The following is a 19,190-nucleotide window of genomic DNA, read 5'->3' on the forward strand; positions in this document are numbered from 1 at the left end:
ATCTAGACATTTCATCAAAGAGTGCGTATAAATCGCACTCTTTGTTTTTCTATCGATCATCTGGACTTCAATATGCGTGAACTCGATACCCCAGCATCTGACAGCTACAATCAACGCTTTGGCGGCACTCGTCGTCTTTATGGCAACAGTGAAGTGGACATTCTTCGCGCTGCACACGTTTGTGTTATTGGTATTGGTGGCGTGGGTTCATGGGCGGTCGAAGCGCTGGCCCGTACTGGGATCGGTGAGTTGACTCTGATTGATATGGATGATGTTTGTGTCACGAATATTAACCGCCAAATTCATGCGATGACGGGCACCGTTGGCCAAAGCAAAATTGAAGTGATGGCCGAGCGTGTCAAATTGATCAACCCAGAGTGTAAAGTCAATCTGATTGATGATTTCATCACGCCAGACAATCAACATGAGTACTTAAGCAAAGAGTTTGATTACGTGCTAGATGCGATTGACAGCGTAAAAGCGAAGGCGTCTTTGTTGGCGTATTGCCGCAGCAACAAGATCAAAGTGATCACCACGGGGGGCGCTGGTGGTCAGGTTGACCCAACGCAGATCATGGTCGCTGACTTAACGAAAACGATCCAAGATCCTCTAGCGAAGAAAATCAAAGACACCTTGCGTCGTCATCATAACTTCCCTAAGAATCCGGCTCGTAAGTTTGGTATTGATTGCGTGTTTTCAACCGAGCAGCTGAAGTACCCTCAAGCAGACGGTTCAGTGTGTGGTGTGAAGTCGACAGCGGAAGGTCCAAAACGTATGGATTGCGCTAGCGGTTTTGGTGCGGCGACTGTCGTAACTGCAACGTTTGGCTTTGTCGCGGTATCGCGAATCGTTGAGAAGTTGATTTCAAAATATAAGCAGTAAACTAGAAGAAGAGCGCATCATGACAGATTTTCCCGTTTCTCCATTTGGTACAGATATCACCAGCGAAGACATTGTAGCGACTATGCAGCAATTTCAAGGCTGGGAAGATCGTTACCGTCAGGTGATTCAGTGGGGTAAAAAGCTGCCACAAATGCCAGAAGAGCTGAAATCAGAACAAGTTACCGTTTCGGGTTGTGAAAGCTTGGTGTGGTTAGTGAGCCAAGAGCAAGATGGCGTTTGGCATTTTTGTGCGGACTCCGATGCGCGTATCGTCCGTGGATTGATTGCCTTGGTAATGGCAGCTTATGACGGTAAAACGGCCGATCAAATTCAAGCATTTGATATTGATGCTTATTTTGATCAGCTGGGGCTTGTCTCCCATTTAAGCCCGTCACGTGGTAATGGCTTGAAAGCTATTGTAGAGCAGATTAAGCAAGTCGCCGTGTAACGAGTTATTTTTCCAACTCTTAAAAAACGCCGAATAGCCTAGCTGTTTGGCGTTTTTTGTATCTGAGTTGAGATATTTTTTGCATATGGATAAAAAGTATGCAAATGGTCGACTATTTTAGCGTTAATTAACCATTCTATTGATCCTGGTTCATTATATTGCCCACTTGGTTTTTATAAACTCAATTGTATTTAAAATTTGTCTATATTAGATAATAGACATATGCCCCATCCGCTCCTATTCCCCAATGTGGAAACACACTTGGAAGCGATTGGGTTACTTAGATACAAATGCTAGGAACCTCCCTATATGCAATTCACCTTGGAACATGCGCAAGACGTGTTATCCGGAATGCCAGACCCCACTTTTATTCTGAGTGAAGATGGTATCTATATTGATGTTTTTGGAGGAACAGATAAAAAAGCCTATCACGATGGAAGCAATTTGATAGGTGAGACGCTGCACAGCGTACTCGAGAAAGATAAAGCTGACTGGTTTATCGAGCAGATCAATCGATCACTGAAACAAGACAGTATTGTGACGGTCGAGTACAAGATGTGCGCCGACAGCATTCAGGGAATAGATGCTAACAGTGGGCCAAGAGGCGACCTATACTACGAAGGCAAGATCTGCCCACTCGCTATAAAATACCGAGGTCGTCGCGTTGTCCTTATTCTTACACGCAACATCTCCAATCGCCACCGAGTTGAAACCCTTCTTCGCCATCAAAGCCAAATTGATGCTCTTACCAACATCTACAATCGACGTGTCTTTTTCGAAAAGCTCACAGAAGAGGTCATTAAAGCTCAAGAGCCGAACTATCACTCCGCGTTGTTATTGTTTGATTTGGACTTTTTTAAAGTCATCAATGATAAACGTGGTCATGATGCGGGGGATTATGTCTTAGAGACCTTAACTGATTTGGTTTCTCACTTACTCGTCAAAGACGAAATTTTTGCAAGAGTCGGAGGGGAGGAGTTTGCGATTATTTTGCCAGAAACTTCTCTGTCGGCGGCGAAAGAGGTAGGAGAGGAAGTACGTTCCCACATTCAAAATTGTCAGTTCGAATTTGAAAAGATTGAAATTCCGGTCACGGTGAGTGTAGGCGTGGTGGAAATAGGCAGAAATGAAACCACCAAACGTTTGTATGCGCATGCAGATAAAGCGCTTTATGCTGCGAAAAGAAATGGCAGAAATTGCGTGGCGACTCTGGATAGGCAGATGGAGTAACCTTGTTGGTTACTCCAAATCAAACTGTTGGCGTTATAGCATGTCGACGGCTTTTTCTACGGCGGCGATGAGTCTATCCACATCTTCAGCCGTGTTATAAATACCAAAAGAAACGCGTACCGTGCCTTTAACGTTTAGCGCATCCATCAATGGGTGAGCGCAGTGGTGTCCTGCTCGTACCGCAATGCCTTGTTGATCGAGCAGCGTCGCCATGTCTTGGTGATGAACGCCGTCCATGACGAACGTCAGTACAGAGGCATTCGGTTGATAGCCTAGAATATGGATGTCATCCAAAGCGCTTAGTGCTTGGTAGGCCTTATCCTGAAGCACATGGAGATGAGTCTCTACTTCGTGATGGTCAAAACCTTGGTACCACTCAATGGCTTTCGCTAGAGCAATCGCGCCCGCAACGTTTGGTGTGCCCGCTTCAAATTTACCAGGAAGTGCAGAAAACGTCGTTTTTTCGAAAGAAACGCGTTCAACCATTTTACCGCCGCCGTGCCATGGTGGCATGGCTTCCAAAAGTTCAAGCTTGCCGTATAAAACCCCAATGCCTGCTGGTGCATAAAGTTTGTGACCTGAGAAAACGTAGAAATCGATATCTGATGCCGATAAATCAAGTTGCTCATGTACGATGCCTTGCGCGCCATCAACTACAACAACCGCGCCAACGTTGTGCGCCAGTTCAGTGATTTTTTCGATAGGTTGGCGTGTGCCTGTTACGTTGGTTATTTGTGCGCAAGCAACAATTTTACAGCGGTCAGACAGAAGCGCCTCAAATGCACTGATGTCGAACTGGCAATCTGATGTCATCGGAACTTTAATGACTTTAGCACCCGTTTGCTCTGCCACGATTTGCCAGGGCACGATGTTGGCGTGGTGCTCCATCTCGCTAATTAAGATCTCATCACCTGGTTGTAACGTGCTACGGGCGTAGGTTTGAGCAATTAAGTTCAGTGCTTCGGTTGCGCCCCGTGTCCAAATGATCTCTTTAGAGCTGTTTGCACCAATAAAGCTTGCCACTCGTTCTCGTGCCGCTTCAAATTGGCTGGTGGCATTAGCCGTTAAACTGTGGCTGCCACGGTGAACATTGGCATTTTGCGCACTGTAGTAATGACTGATGACATCAATCACACATTGCGGTTTTTGCGTTGTCGCTGCGCTATCTAGATACACTAAGGGCGTATCGTTGACGGATTGGTTTAGAGCAGGAAATTGCTCGCGTACAGCATTTACGTCAAACATTATTCTTCACCAAGCTTGTGGTAGTGCAGAGTAGGCAGAGGGATCATTGGTTCAGCAACTGACCATGCGTGTTTTTTACCTGAGAGTTGAATGATTACTTCCATCGCGAACTCTAAAGCTGTACCCGGACCTTGACTAGTGATCAGGTTGTGGTTGATATCAAAGGTCACGCGTTTGCTGCGCCACTTCTCTTCCGGGATATGTGACTGAAAGCTCGGGTGACAGGTCATCAGTGATTGTGGGAAAAGATCATGGTGTTGCAATACCAACGCCGGTGCTGCGCAGATAGCAGCGACCAATTTTCCCTCGTAGATGTGCTGCTTAAGGATTTCTATCATCACCGTGCTATCACGAAAAATTTCTGCACCACCAACACCACCAGAAAGCGCTATGGCGTCAAACTCATCATCAGCAATATCGACCAGTTTACAATCGGCTGTTAGTGTGACTCCGCGAGAAGCTTTCATCGTCAATGAGCCATCAAAAGCAGCACTCGCTACCGTAACGTCATAACCCGCGCGAACCATCATGTCGATAACGGTGACGGCTTCCATTTCTTCGGTGCCCGGAGCGATTGGCACTAAGATTTTCTTACTCATTGTTCTGTCCAGCTTTGTTCTATTTGTTTGATGCGTTGGTAAAGTTTTAAATTCTCAGGCGTATTGATGCGATGTTTCTCGGCAGCCTTTAACAAGTATCCGGTTATAAAATCAATTTCCGTTCGACGCTGATGGAATACGTCTTGTCTCATTGAAGAATAGTTCTCAGCTGTGGCGTTCACCACTTGCATTACCGTATCGAAAAGAGAGCGAAACTCGATAGCAATACCTTCTTTACTCATTACTTCAACCAGTTCTTGAGTGATGCTTTCGAGTTGTATCTTAAACTCGGGCTTCGCAAGTTCACCATTCTTACACTGGAGAATCGCAGTCAGTGGGTTAATCGCGCAGTTAATTGCTAACTTAGTCCATAACGCAGATTGGATGTGTGGATTCCAAATGGCCTCTGGAAGAGCATGATGCATAACATCTTGCAGAAAAGCGCACTGCATTCCTTTGTCATTATAACCACCCACTTGCGTTGTTCCGTGACCGGTATGCAGTACGTGTTGGTTATCTGGTTTGTATGCGCCGTGCGTCGTTGTGGCGAGCACGATAGGATTGTTTGGCAGAGCCTTCTCCACGCCAGAGGCGGTACCCATACCATTGTGCATCAGCATGATAATCGTGTCTGCGTTGATATGAGGCAGTAAAGGCTGAATGGCGTCTTCCATTTGCCAAGCTTTTACCGTGATCAAAATGAGATCTGCTTTATTTACGGAGGAAATATCTTGATTACTGAATACGATTGCGGGTGTGTCATCCAACTGAAGTGATTGTTGGCTTTCAGAACTTCTTCCCCACAATGAAACATTGTGCCCGGCAAGCTTAAATTTTGTTGCCCAGAGTGAGCCCACCGCACCTGGACCGAGGATAAGGATATTCACCAAACGCTCTCATTAAAAAGGTTTGCTGCAAGGATAATGAGGGAAAAAAGGAAAGCAAATAAAAATGGCGCCGAAAGGCGCCATTTTTGAGCAAACTTAGTGGTTCAATTAGAACTTGTAAGTTACAGCAAGGTAGTGGCCAAAGCCAGTTGACTTGAACCCATCAGTATCTTTGATACCGTACACGTCTTTGTAACCTTTTAGACCGTAACCCACTGCGAAGCGGTCTGAGTGCCAGTAGATACCGTTGAACATTGCACCACCGTTTGACGCGGTTGAACCAAACTTGTTACCAGCATCATCATCCATACCGAATTGGTAATCGATGTAGCCTTGGTAAGAAATGAATGAACCGTTCTCGAAGAAGTAGAATGGTTTGAACCAGTTAGTCGAGATTTGGAAACCGTTCCAATCCTTTTTGTTGCCGTCGTAAGTGCCGTATAGGTTAACACCAACTTTACCAAACCAAGGAACCATTACGTCAGAACCTAGACCGATTTTTTGAGAGTTAACACCAGAGTTACCACCCCACTCGATTAGAGTTGCAACGTATAGCTCTTGAACTGGACCGAAAGATAGGTCTTTACCAGTTACCGCATCTAGAGACATACGTGGAGCGAATTTCATAAAGATCTTCTCTGCGCCAGCTTTGTCGCTACCTGGATCAGAAGTTAGGTTGAATACATCAACGTAGCCGTAAAGGTCGAAGATACCAGAGCGGCCGCCGAATTCCATTTCTAGGTAGTCGTGTGAAGACTCACCTGGAAGTTCGTCAAATGCACCCATTAGGTTAAATTGCATCCACTTGTAATCGTTTTTGTGAATATCGCCGTCAGAGTAATCTGCCGCCATAACTGGAGCTGAAGTAGCCGCTAGAAGGCTAAGAGCTAAAAGTGATTTACGCATAAGGGGACTCTCTATGTTTGTAATGATTCAGAACACGCAATCTGTGCTGCGCTTTCCAATTGGCGGGAATAATAGCGATAAAAATCCCAAATGAAAGTGATAAAGGGTGCAAAATGAAACGTTTTTGGTGAGTTGCATCACGAAATTATCTTTATTTACGGAACTTTTTGTTTGTTGCATTTTATTGCAATAAATGTGTGATTTGGATCGTTTGCGTGAGCGATTTTATGACTTTTTAAGCCAGTCGATTAACCAACATAAATCGTTAGTGATCGGAGTGATAAGGGATTCGTATGTATCCGTGAATCAAAGAGGACGTTTGAATGAAAGAAGTCATGTTATTCCCACTCACTTCAGTTGTACTCCCTGAAGGTAAAATGAATCTGCGCATTTTTGAGCCACGATATAAGCGAATGGTAAAGGAATGCAGCCTACAAAATGTGGGTTTTGGAGTTTGCCTAGTAGGAAGTGAAGGTGACCCTAAAGACGTGGGTAACGTTTCATCTATCGGAACTTTGGTCAGGATTGTTGATTTTGAAACACTCAGTGATGGTCTTCTTGGTATTACAGTCGCTGGTGAGAAACGCTTTGTTGTCAAACGAGTTCGTGCAGATGCGGACGGCTTACGCCATGCAGAGGTCGAATGGTTAGACAATTGGCAACATCCAGACAACTCACCAGATTTCTTCTATTTAAGCCAGCAGTTATCCCATGTTTATGAAGAGTTTCCTCAACTTGGAAACCTCTACCAGCATCGTTTTTACGATGACTCAGCTTGGGTGACCCAGCGCTGGCTTGAATTACTTCCTTTAGACTGCAATCTGTTCGAACAGCTCGTTGGCGCAGAGAACTGCATTCCTGCGTTGCAATTTCTGACAGAAGCCATAGAAGCCCCGACTAACAAAGAGGCAAGGATATGAAAGGATTTGGCAGAGCTGCGCTAACTATGGTGGCGGCATTAGGACTGGCGGCGTGTGGCTCCGACAGTGACACTATCGAGTATTCCAATTTACAAGCAGTGCACGCGTCTTCTGATGCGCCGCTTGCAAATGTGTGGATCAACGATAAACCATCTTTAACGAATGTTGATTATGGTGTGGGATCTGGCTACGTTAAATTGCGAGAGGGGATGAATTCGATTCAGGTCGATGTACAGCTCCCAGGTAATGAAACCGCGACCGTAGTACCTAAAACAGAACTAGATCTTGATTCCGACCTCAATTATAACGTGTTCGTTGTTGGCGATGCCGATGGTTCGCCAAACCCAGTTGAGCCTTTAGTTGTGACTCGCAGCGCCGATTCAATGGCTGATGCCAATAGTCTAGATGTTCAAGTTGTTCATGCAGCTTCAGGCGTTCCTGCTGTTGATCTTTATGTCACTGAGCCAGGTGTTGCTCTTGCTAGCGCGACTCCAATAACTAACCTTGCTTACAAAGCTTCTACCGACGTATTGAACATCCCAGCTGGTGAGTATCAAGTTCGACTTGCCGTAGGAGACAGCGTTGCTTTTGACTCGGGCAAAGTATCTCTTGCGGCTAACTCCAACTTGACGATTGCCGCTATCGGCACAGGAGATTCGAATAGCACGTCACCTGTCAAACTCTTGGTGTTGGACGGTTCGGGCTCTTCTATAATTGAAGATATGGGCAGCCAAGCTGAAGTAAGAGTCGGACACCTTGTCGATGGAGCGCCAGTCGTCGATGTTAACGTTAACGGGGCGGCCTTCGCTCCTCTTGCCGACTTAGCGTTCAAAGAGATTCGTGGTTATTTGGATCTTGCTGCTGGCGCTTACGATATTGACGTTTACGTGGATGGCACAACAACCAATCCGATCATAGATGTTGACGGGTTAATGGTTGCAGGTGGAATGGATTACAGTGTTTATGCAGTCGGTGTTGTTAGCCCAGCGATTGATATCGAAGCTCTGGTTGTTGAAGATATGAGACGCGCTGTGGCGACTAGCGCGACATTGAATGTGACACACGCTGCGGCTAATCCTATAGCGGAAATGGTGGATATTTACCTCACTACGAGTGCAGGAATAGATGGAAGTGATCCAACTATTGCTAATTTTGCGTATAAAAATAGCGTACAAGGATTATATGTCGCTGAAGGTACATATTATGTAACGGTAACAGTGGCTGGTAACCCAAGTATTGTTGCGGTTGACTCAGCACCAGTCAATGTAATGAACGGTGTTGTGTACCAAGTCGTTGCCATTGATGATGGGAACAACGGTGGTTTCAACTTGTTGGTCGATGACGTGACCGATTAGGACGAATGGGAGGAGGAGACTCCTCCCACAAATTAAGGCCGATTATGATGAGTGATAGCCCGAAAAAACTGGGGCGCAGTGATTGGAACGATTACATGGATAAAGTGAAGGCTCGAGACAAAGATGCGTTCGCTTTTGTATTCCGTTTTTACGCACCCAAGCTGAAGCAATTCGCTTACAAACATGTTGGTAATGAGCAAGTTGCTATGGAGATGGTGCAAGAGACCATGGCGACAGTTTGGCAGAAAGCGCACCTCTATGATGGTGAAAAGAGCGCGTTATCGACTTGGATATATACCATAATCCGAAACCTTTGTTTTGATTTGCTGAGAAAACAGAAAGGTAAGGAATTACACATTCATTCTGATGACATTTGGCCGTCAGAGTATTATCCACCTGATCTTGTTGATCACTATTCACCAGAACAAGATATGTTGAAAGAACAGGTGGTTAAGTTTTTAGATATATTACCGAAAAACCAGAGAGATGTTTTACAAGCGGTATATCTTGAAGAGCTACCTCATCAACAGGTCGCGGAATTATTTGATATACCCCTCGGTACTGTAAAATCCAGGCTGAGGCTTGCAGTAGAAAAGCTAAGGCATTCAATGCATACGGAGCAACTATGAACAAACACCCAGATAACAGCTTGTTAGAAGCATACGCTTCGGGAAGCATTGATGCGGTTTCTGGTCTTGTGGTCGCAACCCATTTAGAAATATGCACCAAGTGCCGAGCTTATGTGAACCAAGTCGAAGCAAGTCAAGCGAACATCGTAAGTGACATACCTTCTGAGTATGTTTCTGAATTTGACGACATGTTTAATGACATCATCAATGCGGAGCCAGCGACTGATAATATCGTGATCCGCGACTCTGCTGCTGTTAATGTCGCAGGAAAAAGTTTCGCTCTTCCTAAAACTCTAGCGCGTTTCTCTGACCTCGTAGGGTCATGGAGAAGTTACGGAGGCAAGGTTTTTAGTGCTCAGATTGACCTAGGGGAAGACGCTCGTGTCAGCTTAATGTACATCGGGGAAGATGTGCAAATTCCTCAACATACGCACAAAGGCCTGGAGTCTACATTGATCCTACATGGTGGATTTAGTGACGAGGATGGCCAATATGAAGAGGGCGATTTGATGATTAGAGACGCATCAGTGAAGCACAGCCCTTACACTAAGGCCGGAGAAGACTGCTTGTGTTTAACCGTATTGACTGAGCCGATGATCTTTACTCAAGGCGTGGCACGTATATTTAATATGTTTGGTAAAGGGTTATACCCATAGACCTCTTATCTTATATCTCGCAAAACAAAAACCACCGAATTCGGTGGTTTTTTATATGTTTCGTTAATGCTTGTGACGTGCTTTTTCCAATAGAGCATCAAAGTAATGTCGTAGCGAGTACAACATAATCAAGCTTGGCACGACCATGACAGCGGTAAGCACGAAGAATGTGCTCCAATCATTGAGATAATCCACTAGCTCGCCACTGAAAGAAGCAAGAGTCGTCCGTCCGAAGTTTCCTAGAGAGGCAAGCAACGCATACTGAGTTGCCGAAAATGCTTGCCCGGTTAGAATCGTCAAAAATGAAACAAAAGCGACAGTTGAGAAAGCAGTCGTAAAGTTATCGACAATAATCGTGGCTAAGTACAAGTGCTCGTTTGGGCCTACCGAAGCAATCCAAGCAAACATCAAGTTACTGGCAGACATCGCAATACCGCCGATCATTAATCCACGTACAATACCAAACCTAACGTTGAACATGCTTCCGACAAAAGTAAAGAAGATGGTGGCTCCCCAACCGATCAGTTTGGAGTAATAGCCAATTTGTTCATTGCTAAAACCAATATCTTTATAGAACGCGATCGACATCCTGCCCAAAAACGCTTCGCCAATTTTAAATAGGAAAACGAACAGCAACAGAGTAATCGCGACACGGACGCCATTGCGATTAAAGAAATCAAGGAAAGGTTCTACAACAGTCACGGTAAACCAAGCTACGACTTTTGAACCAACCACTTCTTTGTGGCGTTGTTCTGCGGCAGACTGAAGTTGTTCGCGTTGAGTCTTCGGTTCACCGACTAAAATCGTAAAGACCATTAGAATGCCGACTATCACCGCCATCCCGTAGTACACACCATTCCAACCGACACTGTCAGCATTAACAAACGCTAAATAACCCGGTAGTGAATAACCTGTCCACCAGCCAATGACCGCCATTGCAGAAGCTTGAGGCAGTTTAGACTCTTCTGACTTTGGGAAAGTATCAATACGAAAAGCATCAATTGCGATGTCTTGTGTCGCTGAAGCCGTTGCAATGCACAAGGCGAGTAGTGACGCAAACACCAAGTTTTCCGCTGGATTAACGCCGGCAATAAATAGGGTAGCGACGAGTACGATACTTTGGCAAAAGAAAATCCAGCTACGTCTTTGCCCCAGCAGTCTAAAGAGGACTGGCAGCTTCACGCGGTCAACCAGAGGTGCCCACAGAAAGTTGATCGCATAGACCGCAAAAACGCTACCAAAATAGCCAATTGCGGAGAGGGTCAAGCCGGCATCTTTTAGCCAACCTGACATGTTTGAACCGATAAGAACCCACGGAAAGCCGCTAGAGCAGCCCAGCATGAAAACCCACATGAGTCGTTTATCGAGGTAACTTTTTACCGTTTCCAACCAAGTGATGGAAGGTAATGAAGACATAAATCAATCCAATAAAATGAAGCCGTTGAAAGAGAAAGCCCTTCGATTATTCAAAGGGCTTATCGTTTTGGCTATTTAAGTAGTGTAGCTTTGGTGATGACGATTTGCGTCTCTGGTACATCACGCATTCGGCCTACTGTCGTGGTCGGCTGCTGAGCCATTTTCTGGATAACGTCGAACCCCTCAGTAACCTCACCAAATACAGCATAACCTGGTGGTCGAGCGCCATAGTTGAGAAAGTCATTGTCGACTAAGTTGACGAAAAACTGACGAGTTGCAGAGTTTGGTGCATTAGTTCGTGCCATGGCGATGGTAGCACGGTCATTGTTTAGACCATTATTTCCTTCGTTTTTGATTGGCGCGTATGTTTTCACCATTTGCATATCTTGGTTAAAGCCACCACCTTGCGCCATAAAACCTGGAATAACGCGGTGAAAAATAGTGCCTTCATAGCTACCGTCTTCTACATATTTCAGGAAGTTCGCTACCGTAATCGGCGCTTTCTCTTCATTCAGTTCGACAGTAAATGAACCTAACGTTGTTTCAAACGCCACTTTTGGTCCGGCCCAAACGCTGCAGCTGAGTAGCGCGAGAGAAAGAATTGCCTTGCGTAACATTAGAAACGCTCCTGCATGTATTGACGAAGCTCAGGATCATTGGCAATTTCTTTAAGTGTTAATGTCACTACATCATTCAGTGTCTCTTCAATATCGGCATCAGAAGCACTCAATGTGCCAGATCGCTTTGCTGTACCTGTATAAGTTTTGACTAGCTTGCCCTCAGGTGTCTCTGCTGTGATTTCCAGCACAACTTTAGCATCCATCTCGTTTTCCATCACCGAATGCTTCACGTTGACCAACGCTTCTTGAACGCTCAATTCAATCGCGTTGTTGCTGTTTAGATCCGCATGGAAACCTTGAGATAAGAATTGCTTCTCTAATGCTTCTTCTAACGCAATACGTAAATTCTGTTTAGCATGAAGAGGAAGAATGTTCGAACGGCCGTTATCCACCAACGCCACGTACTGCGCTGCACGTACATCTTTGCTGGTCAAACTGTAAGTCTTGCCTTGAACAATTGGATTGGTGCTCAATGTGCTTTCTGGCATCAGGTTCAGCTGAGGTTGTTGAGGGGCTGAACACGCAGCAAGCAACGCAACCGAAGCCGCAAGTACCAATTTTCTCATTTTATTATTCCTTTTAACTATTTTGCTAAAGCTTATATTGCGCTTAATTTAGCAGGATTTTTTGTAGCCTGTAAAATCACAAACTTATTGTTGGAAGCGATAAGTTTCACATTTTTATCGCCAAACAGACGTTTGAGTTTTGCGTCGTACCCGAGGTGACGATTTCCGATAACCAGTAAACGGCCATTTTCACTTAATACTTGTTTAGCATCGCAGAACATTTGCCAAGCAATATGATCGGTGATTGCCTGTTGTTGATGAAACGGTGGATTACACATAACCATAGAGCTGCTGCTGTGTTTAAAACCGTCCAAGCAATTGTTCGCTATGCACTGTATGTCTCTATTTTCACCAAGGTTGTCGCGTAGGTTCTGTTTTGCTGATTCAAGCGCCATAAAACTTTCATCAACACATGTTAGCCGAGCATTTGGATTCAACTGACCAAATTTAACAGACAGAACACCATTGCCGCAGCCGAGGTCGATGACATTGTCTATCGAAGGGTCTTGAGGCAGGTGCTGCAGCATAAAGCGTGCACCTAAATCTAAACTTTCTCCTGAATAGACATTTGGCATGTTCTTGAGTTCGATATCTTCGCCATCAACGCGCCAAGTCGTGAAAGGCATTACTTCAATCGGAGGCTCAACTGTTGCTTGAGAAAACACCAATCTGTGTTTTTTCCAGGCCAAAGATGTTTTTGTTTCGCCTAAGTATTTTTCAAACAGTTTTAGCGTCGAAGTATGAATTTCTTTCGCTTTATTGACTGCAATGACGGGGCAGGAAGCCGGTAGTGCCTTTCTTAATTGGCTTAGTATCCACACTAGATGGCGGTTACTTTTGGGCAGTTGCAGCAAGACGAGATCAATATTGGCAGGAACGAGGTCCATCGTGGTGGCAAATGCTACTTTATTGCACTGGTTTTGCTCGAGATTTTGCTGTGCACCTTTATGTGAGATGAATGAATCACTCATTAGCGTTACATGGTGCTTTTCCGAAAACCAGCAGGAGAGGGCACCAAAGCTGTCATTAATCACGAGGATGTTTTGATTGTCTGGCAAAGCAAGCTCTTCAACATGATTAATAAGATACTCATCACCGGCATCCCACGCTTGTAGCGTTTCGTTACTACGTTTTGGGAAACGATGAAGTGTTAAGCTTCGCTCGTGAAGGTTCAGTTCGGTTTTCATAGCTAAATGTAAGTTGATTTAGAAATTAAGTGTTATTGTCGCAAATGATGACGTGTCGAGATACAAAAAGCTGTCAAATTTTACGAGTTCAGTGATGGCTGCTCTTTAGACATGTTCGTGGAGTCAAGCGCCTTGAGACAATATGTCTACAAAGTGCGTCAATAATGAGAGTGACGTTTGAGTGATGCATGTCTGCTTTACTTAGGTATATACTTATGGAATTCGCATCAATGAGGAACGAATATGATCCAAGAAATCATAGAGAAGAAACTACACAGTGAGCTGCAACCCAGCTATCTCAAAGTCATTAATGAGAGCTACATGCATAATGTGCCACCAGGCTCAGAGAGTCATTTCAAAGTGATTGTTGTGAGTGATTCGTTCGCGGGACAGCGTTTGATTGGGCGCCATCGTCAAGTTCATCAAATTTTGGCAGATGAACTGGACAACCACATTCATGCATTAGCTATTCATACATATACTGATGAAGAGTGGAAGCGTGAACAAGATGGCGCCCCTGATAGCCCGATGTGTATGGGGGGCGGTCACTAAAAATGCAAGATATAAAGGTGCTGAGAAAGGTGGCTTTAGGCCATCTTTTTTCGTTTTACATTCTTTAGGGACGTTAACGTGGCACAAATTCTGGTTAAAAAATGTGTTAACAGTGTTTCAACAAATGAATGGAAATTGCAGAATATTTCAGGTGATGAATATCAATTTTCCATAAGATATGTATGGAATATGGCATTTGTGCGATGGGTCAAAGTTATGACTATTCTTTGACCTTTTAGACCTGATTCTACCGAAATAACCCCTCTATTCTAATGATTGATCATGGCATCAAGTTCCTAAAAAATGCTAGACTACGGCACCTGATAAATCTCGCGTATTCCTTGTGACGAGATTTTTAATAGGATGTTGCGATTTTGATGTTTAAAACAACATCAAAACCGGACACTGATGTCGTGTCTAAAAGTTACGCAATCAAAAGAATCTTTTTCCCGATAAAAGTAGTGCAAGTGCGTATGATTACAATAAAGAAGGGCTTGGATCTTCCTATCGCAGGAACTCCATCCCAGGTGATTAATGATGGTAAGACCATCAAAAAAGTCGCCTTGCTTGGCGAAGAGTACGTTGGCATGCGACCTACCATGCATGTCCGCGTTGGTGATGAAGTGAAAAAAGCGCAAGTTCTTTTTGAAGATAAAAAGAACCCAGGCGTGAAATTTACTGCACCAGCAGCCGGTAAAGTGATCGAAGTTAACCGTGGCGCTAAACGTGTCCTTCAATCTGTAGTGATTGAAGTGGCAGGTGAAGAGCAGGTGACATTTGATAAGTTCGAAGCCGCTCAACTTTCAGGTCTAGATCGTGAAGTGATCAAGACTCAGTTGGTTGACTCTGGCTTATGGACCGCTTTACGTACTCGTCCGTTTAGCAAGGTTCCTGCAATCGAGTCTTCTACTAAGGCTATTTTCGTAACTGCAATGGATACTAATCCACTAGCAGCTAAGCCTGAGTTGATCATTAATGAGCAACAAGAAGCATTCATTGCTGGTCTAGACATTCTTTCAGCCCTGACAGAAGGCAAGGTTTACGTATGTAAATCTGGCACTAGCTTGCCACGCTCTTCACAGTCTAACGTAGAAGAACACGTCTTCGATGGCCCTCACCCAGCAGGTCTTGCTGGCACCCACATGCATTTCCTATACCCAGTAAATGCAGAGAATGTGGCATGGAGCATCAACTACCAAGACGTTATCGCGTTCGGTAAGCTGTTCCTAACTGGTGAGCTATGCACAGATCGTGTTGTGTCTCTAGCTGGCCCAGTTGTGAATAACCCTCGTCTAGTTCGTACCGTAATGGGTGCAAGCTTAGATGACCTAACAGATAACGAGCTGATGCCTGGCGAAGTTCGTGTGATCTCTGGTTCAGTACTAACAGGTACACATGCAACTGGTCCACACGCATACCTTGGCCGTTACCATCAACAGGTTTCTGTATTACGTGAAGGCCGTGAAAAAGAACTATTTGGCTGGGCAATGCCTGGTAAGAATAAGTTCTCGGTAACTCGCTCTTTCCTTGGTCACGTATTCAAAGGTCAGTTGTTCAATATGACAACGACGACCAATGGTAGTGATCGTTCAATGGTTCCAATTGGCAACTACGAACGCGTAATGCCTCTAGATATGGAGCCTACTTTGCTGCTTCGTGATCTATGTGCCGGCGACACAGACAGTGCTCAAGCACTGGGTGCGCTTGAACTGGATGAAGAAGATCTAGCATTGTGTACCTTTGTATGTCCAGGTAAGTACGAGTACGGTACGTTACTCCGTGAATGCCTAGATACTATCGAGAAGGAAGGGTAATTTTCATGGCTCTTAAAAAGTTTCTTGAAGACATCGAGCATCATTTTGAGCCTGGTGGCAAACACGAAAAATGGTTTGCCCTGTACGAAGCTGTAGCAACAGTTTTTTACACGCCAGGTATCGTAACAAATAAAAGCTCGCACGTTCGTGATAGCGTTGACCTAAAACGTATCATGATCATGGTTTGGTTTGCGGTATTCCCAGCAATGTTCTGGGGTATGTACAACGCAGGTGGCCAAGCTATTGCAGCACTTAACCACATGTACGCTGGTGACCAACTAGCGACAGTTATCGCAGGTAACTGGCACTACTGGCTAACAGAAATGCTTGGCGGCACTATTGGTGCGGAAGCGGGTGTTGGCAGTAAGATGCTACTAGGTGCGACTTACTTCCTGCCAATCTACGCAACAGTATTTATTGTTGGTGGTTTCTGGGAAGTGTTGTTCTGTATGGTGCGTAAGCACGAAGTTAACGAAGGTTTCTTTGTAACTTCTATCTTATTCGCACTTATCGTTCCACCAACGCTACCTCTATGGCAAGCGGCGCTAGGTATCACATTTGGTGTTGTTGTAGCAAAAGAGATCTTCGGTGGTACAGGTCGTAACTTCCTTAACCCTGCACTTGCAGGTCGTGCATTTCTATTCTTCGCTTACCCAGCGCAAATTTCGGGTGACGTAGTATGGACTGCAGCTGACGGCTTCTCTGGTGCAACTGCTCTTAGCCAATGGGCTCAAGGTGGTAACGGTGCTCTAGTTAACACAGTAACTGGCGCTCCTATCACTTGGATGGATGCGTTCATCGGTAACATCCCTGGTTCAATTGGTGAAGTATCGACTCTAGCTCTAATGATCGGTGCAGCGATGATCGTTTACATGCGAATCGCTTCATGGCGCATCATTGCGGGTGTAATGATCGGTATGATCGCAGTATCGACTCTGTTTAACGTGATCGGTTCTGACACTAATCCAATGTTTAATATGCCATGGCACTGGCACCTAGTTCTAGGTGGTTTTGCATTCGGTATGTTCTTCATGGCAACGGACCCAGTATCAGCGTCATTTACTAGCAAAGGTAAATGGTGGTACGGCATCCTGATTGGTGCAATGTGTGTGATGATCCGTGTAGTTAACCCAGCGTACCCAGAAGGTATGATGCTGGCGATTCTATTCGCGAACCTATTCGCACCTCTGTTCGACCATGTAGTGATTGAGAAGAACATCAAGCGGAGACTAGCACGCTATGGCAAGTAATAACGACAGCATTAAAAAGACGCTGGGTGTTGTTATCGGGTTGAGCCTTGTTTGTTCAATCATCGTATCAACAGCAGCAGTAGGTCTGCGTGATAAGCAAAAAGCTAACGCTGTCCTAGATAAGCAATCAAAGATCGTTGAAGTTGCAGGCATTGACGCAAACGGTAAGAAAGTACCAGAGCTATTTGCTGAGTACATCGAACCTCGTCTAGTAGACCTTGAAACAGGTAACTTTACTGAGGGTAATGCATCTACGTACGATCAACGTGAAGCATCAAAAGATGCAGAACGTTCAATCGCATTGACACCAGAAGAAGACGTAGCTGATATCCGTCGTCGCGCGAATACAGCAGTGGTGTACCTTGTAAAAGATCAAGATGAAGTCCAAAAAGTTATCCTGCCTATGCACGGTAAAGGACTATGGTCGATGATGTATGCCTTTGTAGCCGTTGAAACTGATGGTAACACTGTGTCTGCTATTACTTACTACGAGCAAGGTGAAACTCCTGGACTTGGTGGTGAAGTAGAGAACCCTTCATGGCGCGATCAATTCATTGGCAAGAAATTGTACAATGAAGATCACCAGCCAGCGATTAAGGTCGTGAAAGGCGGCGCACCGCAAGGTTCTGAGCACGGTGTTGATGGCTTATCAGGAGCGACGCTCACTAGTAATGGTGTTCAACACACATTTGACTTCTGGTTAGGTGATATGGGCTTTGGTCCTTTCCTAGCAAAAGTTCGTGACGGAGAACTTAACTAATGTCTAGTGCACAAAACGTTAAAAAGAGCATTCTAGCGCCAGTATTGGATAACAACCCAATCGCGCTACAAGTTCTTGGTGTATGTTCTGCTCTTGCAGTAACAACTAAACTAGAAACAGCTTTTGTAATGACACTAGCGGTAACATTTGTAACTGCGTTGTCTAACTTCTCTGTTTCATTGATCCGTAACCACATTCCTAACAGTGTGCGTATCATCGTTCAGATGGCAATCATCGCATCGTTAGTAATCGTGGTAGACCAAGTGCTAAAAGCTTACCTATACGATATCTCTAAACAGCTATCTGTATTCGTTGGTCTGATTATCACTAACTGTATCGTAATGGGTCGTGCTGAAGCATTCGCAATGAAGTCTGCGCCAGTACCATCTCTTATTGACGGTATTGGTAATGGTCTAGGTTACGGCTTCGTTCTTATCACTGTAGGTTTCTTCCGTGAGCTATTTGGCTCAGGCAAACTATTTGGTCTAGAAGTTCTACCTCTAGTGAGCAACGGTGGTTGGTACCAGCCTAACGGCCTAATGCTACTAGCACCATCAGCATTCTTCCTAATCGGCTTCCTTATCTGGGTAATCCGTATTCTGAAACCAGAACAAGTAGAAGCGAAGGAGTAAGGACGTCATGGAACATTACATTAGTCTGTTAGTTAAATCGATTTTCATCGAAAACATGGCTCTGTCTTTCTTCCTAGGTATGTGTACTTTCCTTGCCGTATCTAAGAAGGTTAAGACCTCTTTCGGCCTAGGTGTTGCAGTTGTGGTAGTACTGACTATCGCTGTTCCTGTGAATAACCTGGTATACAACCTAGTTCTGAGAGAGAACGCGTTAGTTGAGGGCGTGGACCTTAGCTTCCTAAACTTCATCACCTTTATCGGTGTAATTGCAGCACTTGTACAGATTCTAGAGATGGTCCTAGACCGTTTCTTCCCACCTTTGTACAACGCGCTAGGCATCTTCCTACCGCTGATCACAGTAAACTGTGCAATCTTCGGTGGTGTATCTTTCATGGTACAACGTGACTACAACTTTGCTGAATCGATCGTTTACGGTTTCGGCTCTGGTGTGGGCTGGATGCTAGCAATCGTTGCTCTTGCAGGTATCCGTGAGAAGATGAAGTACTCTGACGTACCTCCAGGTCTACGTGGTCTTGGTATCACATTTATCACTGTAGGTCTTATGGCGTTAGGCTTTATGTCTTTCTCTGGTGTTCAACTGTAAGTCGGGTAAACCGCAACAATTAAGGAATAGTC

The 19,190-nt window shown here is 44.9% G+C and carries 21 protein-coding genes; 13 read left to right on the top strand and 8 right to left on the bottom strand.

The annotated features are described in order from the left end of the window. The first annotated feature begins 72 nt into the window (after positions 1-72). The 3 genes from tcdA (at position 73) to R7Q41_RS12380 (ending at position 2,560) form a co-directional block, all read left to right on the top strand. Positions 73-882 carry a tRNA cyclic N6-threonylcarbamoyladenosine(37) synthase TcdA gene (gene tcdA / locus R7Q41_RS12370; RefSeq protein ID WP_005391724.1) on the top strand — a complete coding sequence of 270 codons (810 nt, stop codon included), beginning with the start codon at positions 73-75 and terminating at the stop codon, positions 880-882. A gap of 19 nt (positions 883-901) precedes the next feature. After that, positions 902-1,330, top strand: a complete 429-nt coding sequence (csdE, locus tag R7Q41_RS12375; RefSeq protein WP_054728416.1) for a cysteine desulfurase sulfur acceptor subunit CsdE — start codon at positions 902-904, stop codon at positions 1,328-1,330. A 309-nt stretch (positions 1,331-1,639) separates the two neighbouring features. Continuing rightward, positions 1,640-2,560: a GGDEF domain-containing protein gene (locus R7Q41_RS12380; protein WP_213899277.1), complete on the top strand. Its 921-nt coding sequence runs from the start codon at positions 1,640-1,642 to the stop codon at positions 2,558-2,560. A 33-nt stretch (positions 2,561-2,593) separates the two neighbouring features. Here R7Q41_RS12380 and csdA read toward each other — a convergent pair whose 3' ends face one another. The 4 genes from csdA to R7Q41_RS12400 form a co-directional block, all read right to left on the bottom strand. Further along, positions 2,594-3,805, bottom strand: a complete 1,212-nt coding sequence (gene csdA / locus R7Q41_RS12385) for a cysteine desulfurase CsdA (RefSeq protein WP_054728421.1) — start codon at positions 3,803-3,805, stop codon at positions 2,594-2,596. After that, positions 3,805-4,404, bottom strand: a complete 600-nt coding sequence (locus tag R7Q41_RS12390; protein ID WP_006742560.1) for a DJ-1 family glyoxalase III — start codon at positions 4,402-4,404, stop codon at positions 3,805-3,807. Before R7Q41_RS12390 ends, csdA begins: the two co-directional genes overlap by 1 nt. Then, on the bottom strand, positions 4,401-5,291 hold the full coding sequence (panE, locus tag R7Q41_RS12395; protein ID WP_318144514.1) for a 2-dehydropantoate 2-reductase: 891 nt from the start codon (positions 5,289-5,291) through the stop codon (positions 4,401-4,403). Before panE ends, R7Q41_RS12390 begins: the two co-directional genes overlap by 4 nt. 108 nt (positions 5,292-5,399) lie before the next feature. Next, entirely contained in the window at positions 5,400-6,197 is a 798-nt protein-coding gene (locus R7Q41_RS12400; RefSeq protein WP_005385292.1) for an outer membrane protein OmpK, read from the bottom strand. A gap of 323 nt (positions 6,198-6,520) precedes the next feature. Here R7Q41_RS12400 and R7Q41_RS12405 point away from each other — a divergent pair, with 323 nt between their 5' ends. Genes R7Q41_RS12405 through R7Q41_RS12420 form a run of 4 tightly spaced genes read left to right on the top strand, consistent with a single transcriptional unit; the run spans position 6,521 to position 9,757 of the window. Continuing rightward, the gene (locus R7Q41_RS12405; protein ID WP_005380253.1) at positions 6,521-7,117 is read left to right on the top strand and encodes an LON peptidase substrate-binding domain-containing protein; all 597 of its coding nucleotides are present in this window, start codon (positions 6,521-6,523) and stop codon (positions 7,115-7,117) included. Continuing rightward, positions 7,114-8,472 carry a DUF4397 domain-containing protein gene (locus R7Q41_RS12410; RefSeq protein ID WP_318144515.1) on the top strand — a complete coding sequence of 453 codons (1,359 nt, stop codon included), beginning with the start codon at positions 7,114-7,116 and terminating at the stop codon, positions 8,470-8,472. Before R7Q41_RS12405 ends, R7Q41_RS12410 begins: the two co-directional genes overlap by 4 nt. A gap of 44 nt (positions 8,473-8,516) precedes the next feature. After that, positions 8,517-9,101 carry an RNA polymerase sigma factor gene (locus R7Q41_RS12415; protein WP_005380255.1) on the top strand — a complete coding sequence of 195 codons (585 nt, stop codon included), beginning with the start codon at positions 8,517-8,519 and terminating at the stop codon, positions 9,099-9,101. Continuing rightward, the gene (locus tag R7Q41_RS12420; protein WP_065274773.1) at positions 9,098-9,757 is read left to right on the top strand and encodes a ChrR family anti-sigma-E factor; all 660 of its coding nucleotides are present in this window, start codon (positions 9,098-9,100) and stop codon (positions 9,755-9,757) included. The genes R7Q41_RS12415 and R7Q41_RS12420 overlap by 4 nt, the downstream gene beginning before the upstream one ends. 63 nt (positions 9,758-9,820) lie before the next feature. Here the strand turns inward: R7Q41_RS12420 and R7Q41_RS12425 are convergent, their stop codons facing one another. The 4 genes from R7Q41_RS12425 to R7Q41_RS12440 all read right to left on the bottom strand — a co-directional run bounded on the left by R7Q41_RS12425 (position 9,821) and on the right by R7Q41_RS12440 (position 13,546). Then, positions 9,821-11,173 (bottom strand): AmpG family muropeptide MFS transporter, encoded by a 1,353-nt coding sequence (locus R7Q41_RS12425; RefSeq protein ID WP_005380257.1) that lies wholly within the window; start codon positions 11,171-11,173, stop codon positions 9,821-9,823. Positions 11,174-11,244: 71 nt separating this feature from the next. Continuing rightward, positions 11,245-11,790 (bottom strand): peptidylprolyl isomerase, encoded by a 546-nt coding sequence (locus tag R7Q41_RS12430; protein ID WP_203346006.1) that lies wholly within the window; start codon positions 11,788-11,790, stop codon positions 11,245-11,247. Continuing rightward, the gene (locus R7Q41_RS12435; protein ID WP_318144516.1) at positions 11,790-12,359 is read right to left on the bottom strand and encodes a YajG family lipoprotein; all 570 of its coding nucleotides are present in this window, start codon (positions 12,357-12,359) and stop codon (positions 11,790-11,792) included. The genes R7Q41_RS12430 and R7Q41_RS12435 overlap by 1 nt, the downstream gene beginning before the upstream one ends. A 32-nt stretch (positions 12,360-12,391) precedes the next feature. After that, positions 12,392-13,546, bottom strand: a complete 1,155-nt coding sequence (locus R7Q41_RS12440; protein ID WP_318144517.1) for a methyltransferase — start codon at positions 13,544-13,546, stop codon at positions 12,392-12,394. A gap of 243 nt (positions 13,547-13,789) precedes the next feature. Here R7Q41_RS12440 and bolA point away from each other — a divergent pair, with 243 nt between their 5' ends. The 6 genes from bolA to nqrE all read left to right on the top strand — a co-directional run bounded on the left by bolA (position 13,790) and on the right by nqrE (position 19,158). Further along, entirely contained in the window at positions 13,790-14,098 is a 309-nt protein-coding gene (bolA, locus tag R7Q41_RS12445; protein WP_005380262.1) for a transcriptional regulator BolA, read from the top strand. Positions 14,099-14,571: 473 nt separating this feature from the next. Further along, positions 14,572-15,912 (top strand): Na(+)-translocating NADH-quinone reductase subunit A, encoded by a 1,341-nt coding sequence (locus tag R7Q41_RS12450; protein WP_005380264.1) that lies wholly within the window; start codon positions 14,572-14,574, stop codon positions 15,910-15,912. Between the two features lie 5 nt (positions 15,913-15,917). After that, the gene (locus tag R7Q41_RS12455) at positions 15,918-17,162 is read left to right on the top strand and encodes an NADH:ubiquinone reductase (Na(+)-transporting) subunit B (protein WP_005380265.1); all 1,245 of its coding nucleotides are present in this window, start codon (positions 15,918-15,920) and stop codon (positions 17,160-17,162) included. Next, positions 17,152-17,922: a Na(+)-translocating NADH-quinone reductase subunit C gene (locus R7Q41_RS12460; protein ID WP_005380267.1), complete on the top strand. Its 771-nt coding sequence runs from the start codon at positions 17,152-17,154 to the stop codon at positions 17,920-17,922. Before R7Q41_RS12455 ends, R7Q41_RS12460 begins: the two co-directional genes overlap by 11 nt. Then, entirely contained in the window at positions 17,922-18,554 is a 633-nt protein-coding gene (locus R7Q41_RS12465) for an NADH:ubiquinone reductase (Na(+)-transporting) subunit D (RefSeq protein ID WP_005380269.1), read from the top strand. The genes R7Q41_RS12460 and R7Q41_RS12465 overlap by 1 nt, the downstream gene beginning before the upstream one ends. A 7-nt stretch (positions 18,555-18,561) precedes the next feature. Continuing rightward, positions 18,562-19,158 (top strand): NADH:ubiquinone reductase (Na(+)-transporting) subunit E, encoded by a 597-nt coding sequence (gene nqrE / locus R7Q41_RS12470; RefSeq protein ID WP_005380270.1) that lies wholly within the window; start codon positions 18,562-18,564, stop codon positions 19,156-19,158. Positions 19,159-19,190: the final 32 nt, after the last annotated feature.

This window comes from Vibrio sp. 2096, assembly GCF_033339595.1.
In the GTDB taxonomy this organism is placed as follows: Bacteria; Pseudomonadota; Gammaproteobacteria; order Enterobacterales; family Vibrionaceae; genus Vibrio; species Vibrio alginolyticus.

Excerpts from the sequence above, each read along its gene's own strand:
- tcdA (WP_005391724.1), top strand. The coding sequence starts at position 73 with ATGCGTGAACTCGATACCCCAGCATCTGACAGCTACAATCAACGCTTT.
- csdE (WP_054728416.1), top strand. The coding sequence starts at position 902 with ATGACAGATTTTCCCGTTTCTCCATTTGGTACAGATATCACCAGCGAA.
- R7Q41_RS12380 (WP_213899277.1), top strand. The coding sequence starts at position 1,640 with ATGCAATTCACCTTGGAACATGCGCAAGACGTGTTATCCGGAATGCCA.
- csdA (WP_054728421.1), bottom strand. The coding sequence starts at position 3,805 with ATGTTTGACGTAAATGCTGTACGCGAGCAATTTCCTGCTCTAAACCAA.
- R7Q41_RS12390 (WP_006742560.1), bottom strand. The coding sequence starts at position 4,404 with ATGAGTAAGAAAATCTTAGTGCCAATCGCTCCGGGCACCGAAGAAATG.
- R7Q41_RS12400 (WP_005385292.1), bottom strand. The coding sequence starts at position 6,197 with ATGCGTAAATCACTTTTAGCTCTTAGCCTTCTAGCGGCTACTTCAGCT.
- R7Q41_RS12405 (WP_005380253.1), top strand. The coding sequence starts at position 6,521 with ATGAAAGAAGTCATGTTATTCCCACTCACTTCAGTTGTACTCCCTGAA.
- R7Q41_RS12410 (WP_318144515.1), top strand. The coding sequence starts at position 7,114 with ATGAAAGGATTTGGCAGAGCTGCGCTAACTATGGTGGCGGCATTAGGA.
- R7Q41_RS12415 (WP_005380255.1), top strand. The coding sequence starts at position 8,517 with ATGATGAGTGATAGCCCGAAAAAACTGGGGCGCAGTGATTGGAACGAT.
- R7Q41_RS12420 (WP_065274773.1), top strand. The coding sequence starts at position 9,098 with ATGAACAAACACCCAGATAACAGCTTGTTAGAAGCATACGCTTCGGGA.
- R7Q41_RS12425 (WP_005380257.1), bottom strand. The coding sequence starts at position 11,173 with ATGTCTTCATTACCTTCCATCACTTGGTTGGAAACGGTAAAAAGTTAC.
- R7Q41_RS12430 (WP_203346006.1), bottom strand. The coding sequence starts at position 11,790 with ATGTTACGCAAGGCAATTCTTTCTCTCGCGCTACTCAGCTGCAGCGTT.
- R7Q41_RS12435 (WP_318144516.1), bottom strand. The coding sequence starts at position 12,359 with ATGAGAAAATTGGTACTTGCGGCTTCGGTTGCGTTGCTTGCTGCGTGT.
- R7Q41_RS12440 (WP_318144517.1), bottom strand. The coding sequence starts at position 13,546 with ATGAAAACCGAACTGAACCTTCACGAGCGAAGCTTAACACTTCATCGT.
- bolA (WP_005380262.1), top strand. The coding sequence starts at position 13,790 with ATGATCCAAGAAATCATAGAGAAGAAACTACACAGTGAGCTGCAACCC.
- R7Q41_RS12450 (WP_005380264.1), top strand. The coding sequence starts at position 14,572 with ATGATTACAATAAAGAAGGGCTTGGATCTTCCTATCGCAGGAACTCCA.
- R7Q41_RS12455 (WP_005380265.1), top strand. The coding sequence starts at position 15,918 with ATGGCTCTTAAAAAGTTTCTTGAAGACATCGAGCATCATTTTGAGCCT.
- R7Q41_RS12460 (WP_005380267.1), top strand. The coding sequence starts at position 17,152 with ATGGCAAGTAATAACGACAGCATTAAAAAGACGCTGGGTGTTGTTATC.
- R7Q41_RS12465 (WP_005380269.1), top strand. The coding sequence starts at position 17,922 with ATGTCTAGTGCACAAAACGTTAAAAAGAGCATTCTAGCGCCAGTATTG.
- nqrE (WP_005380270.1), top strand. The coding sequence starts at position 18,562 with ATGGAACATTACATTAGTCTGTTAGTTAAATCGATTTTCATCGAAAAC.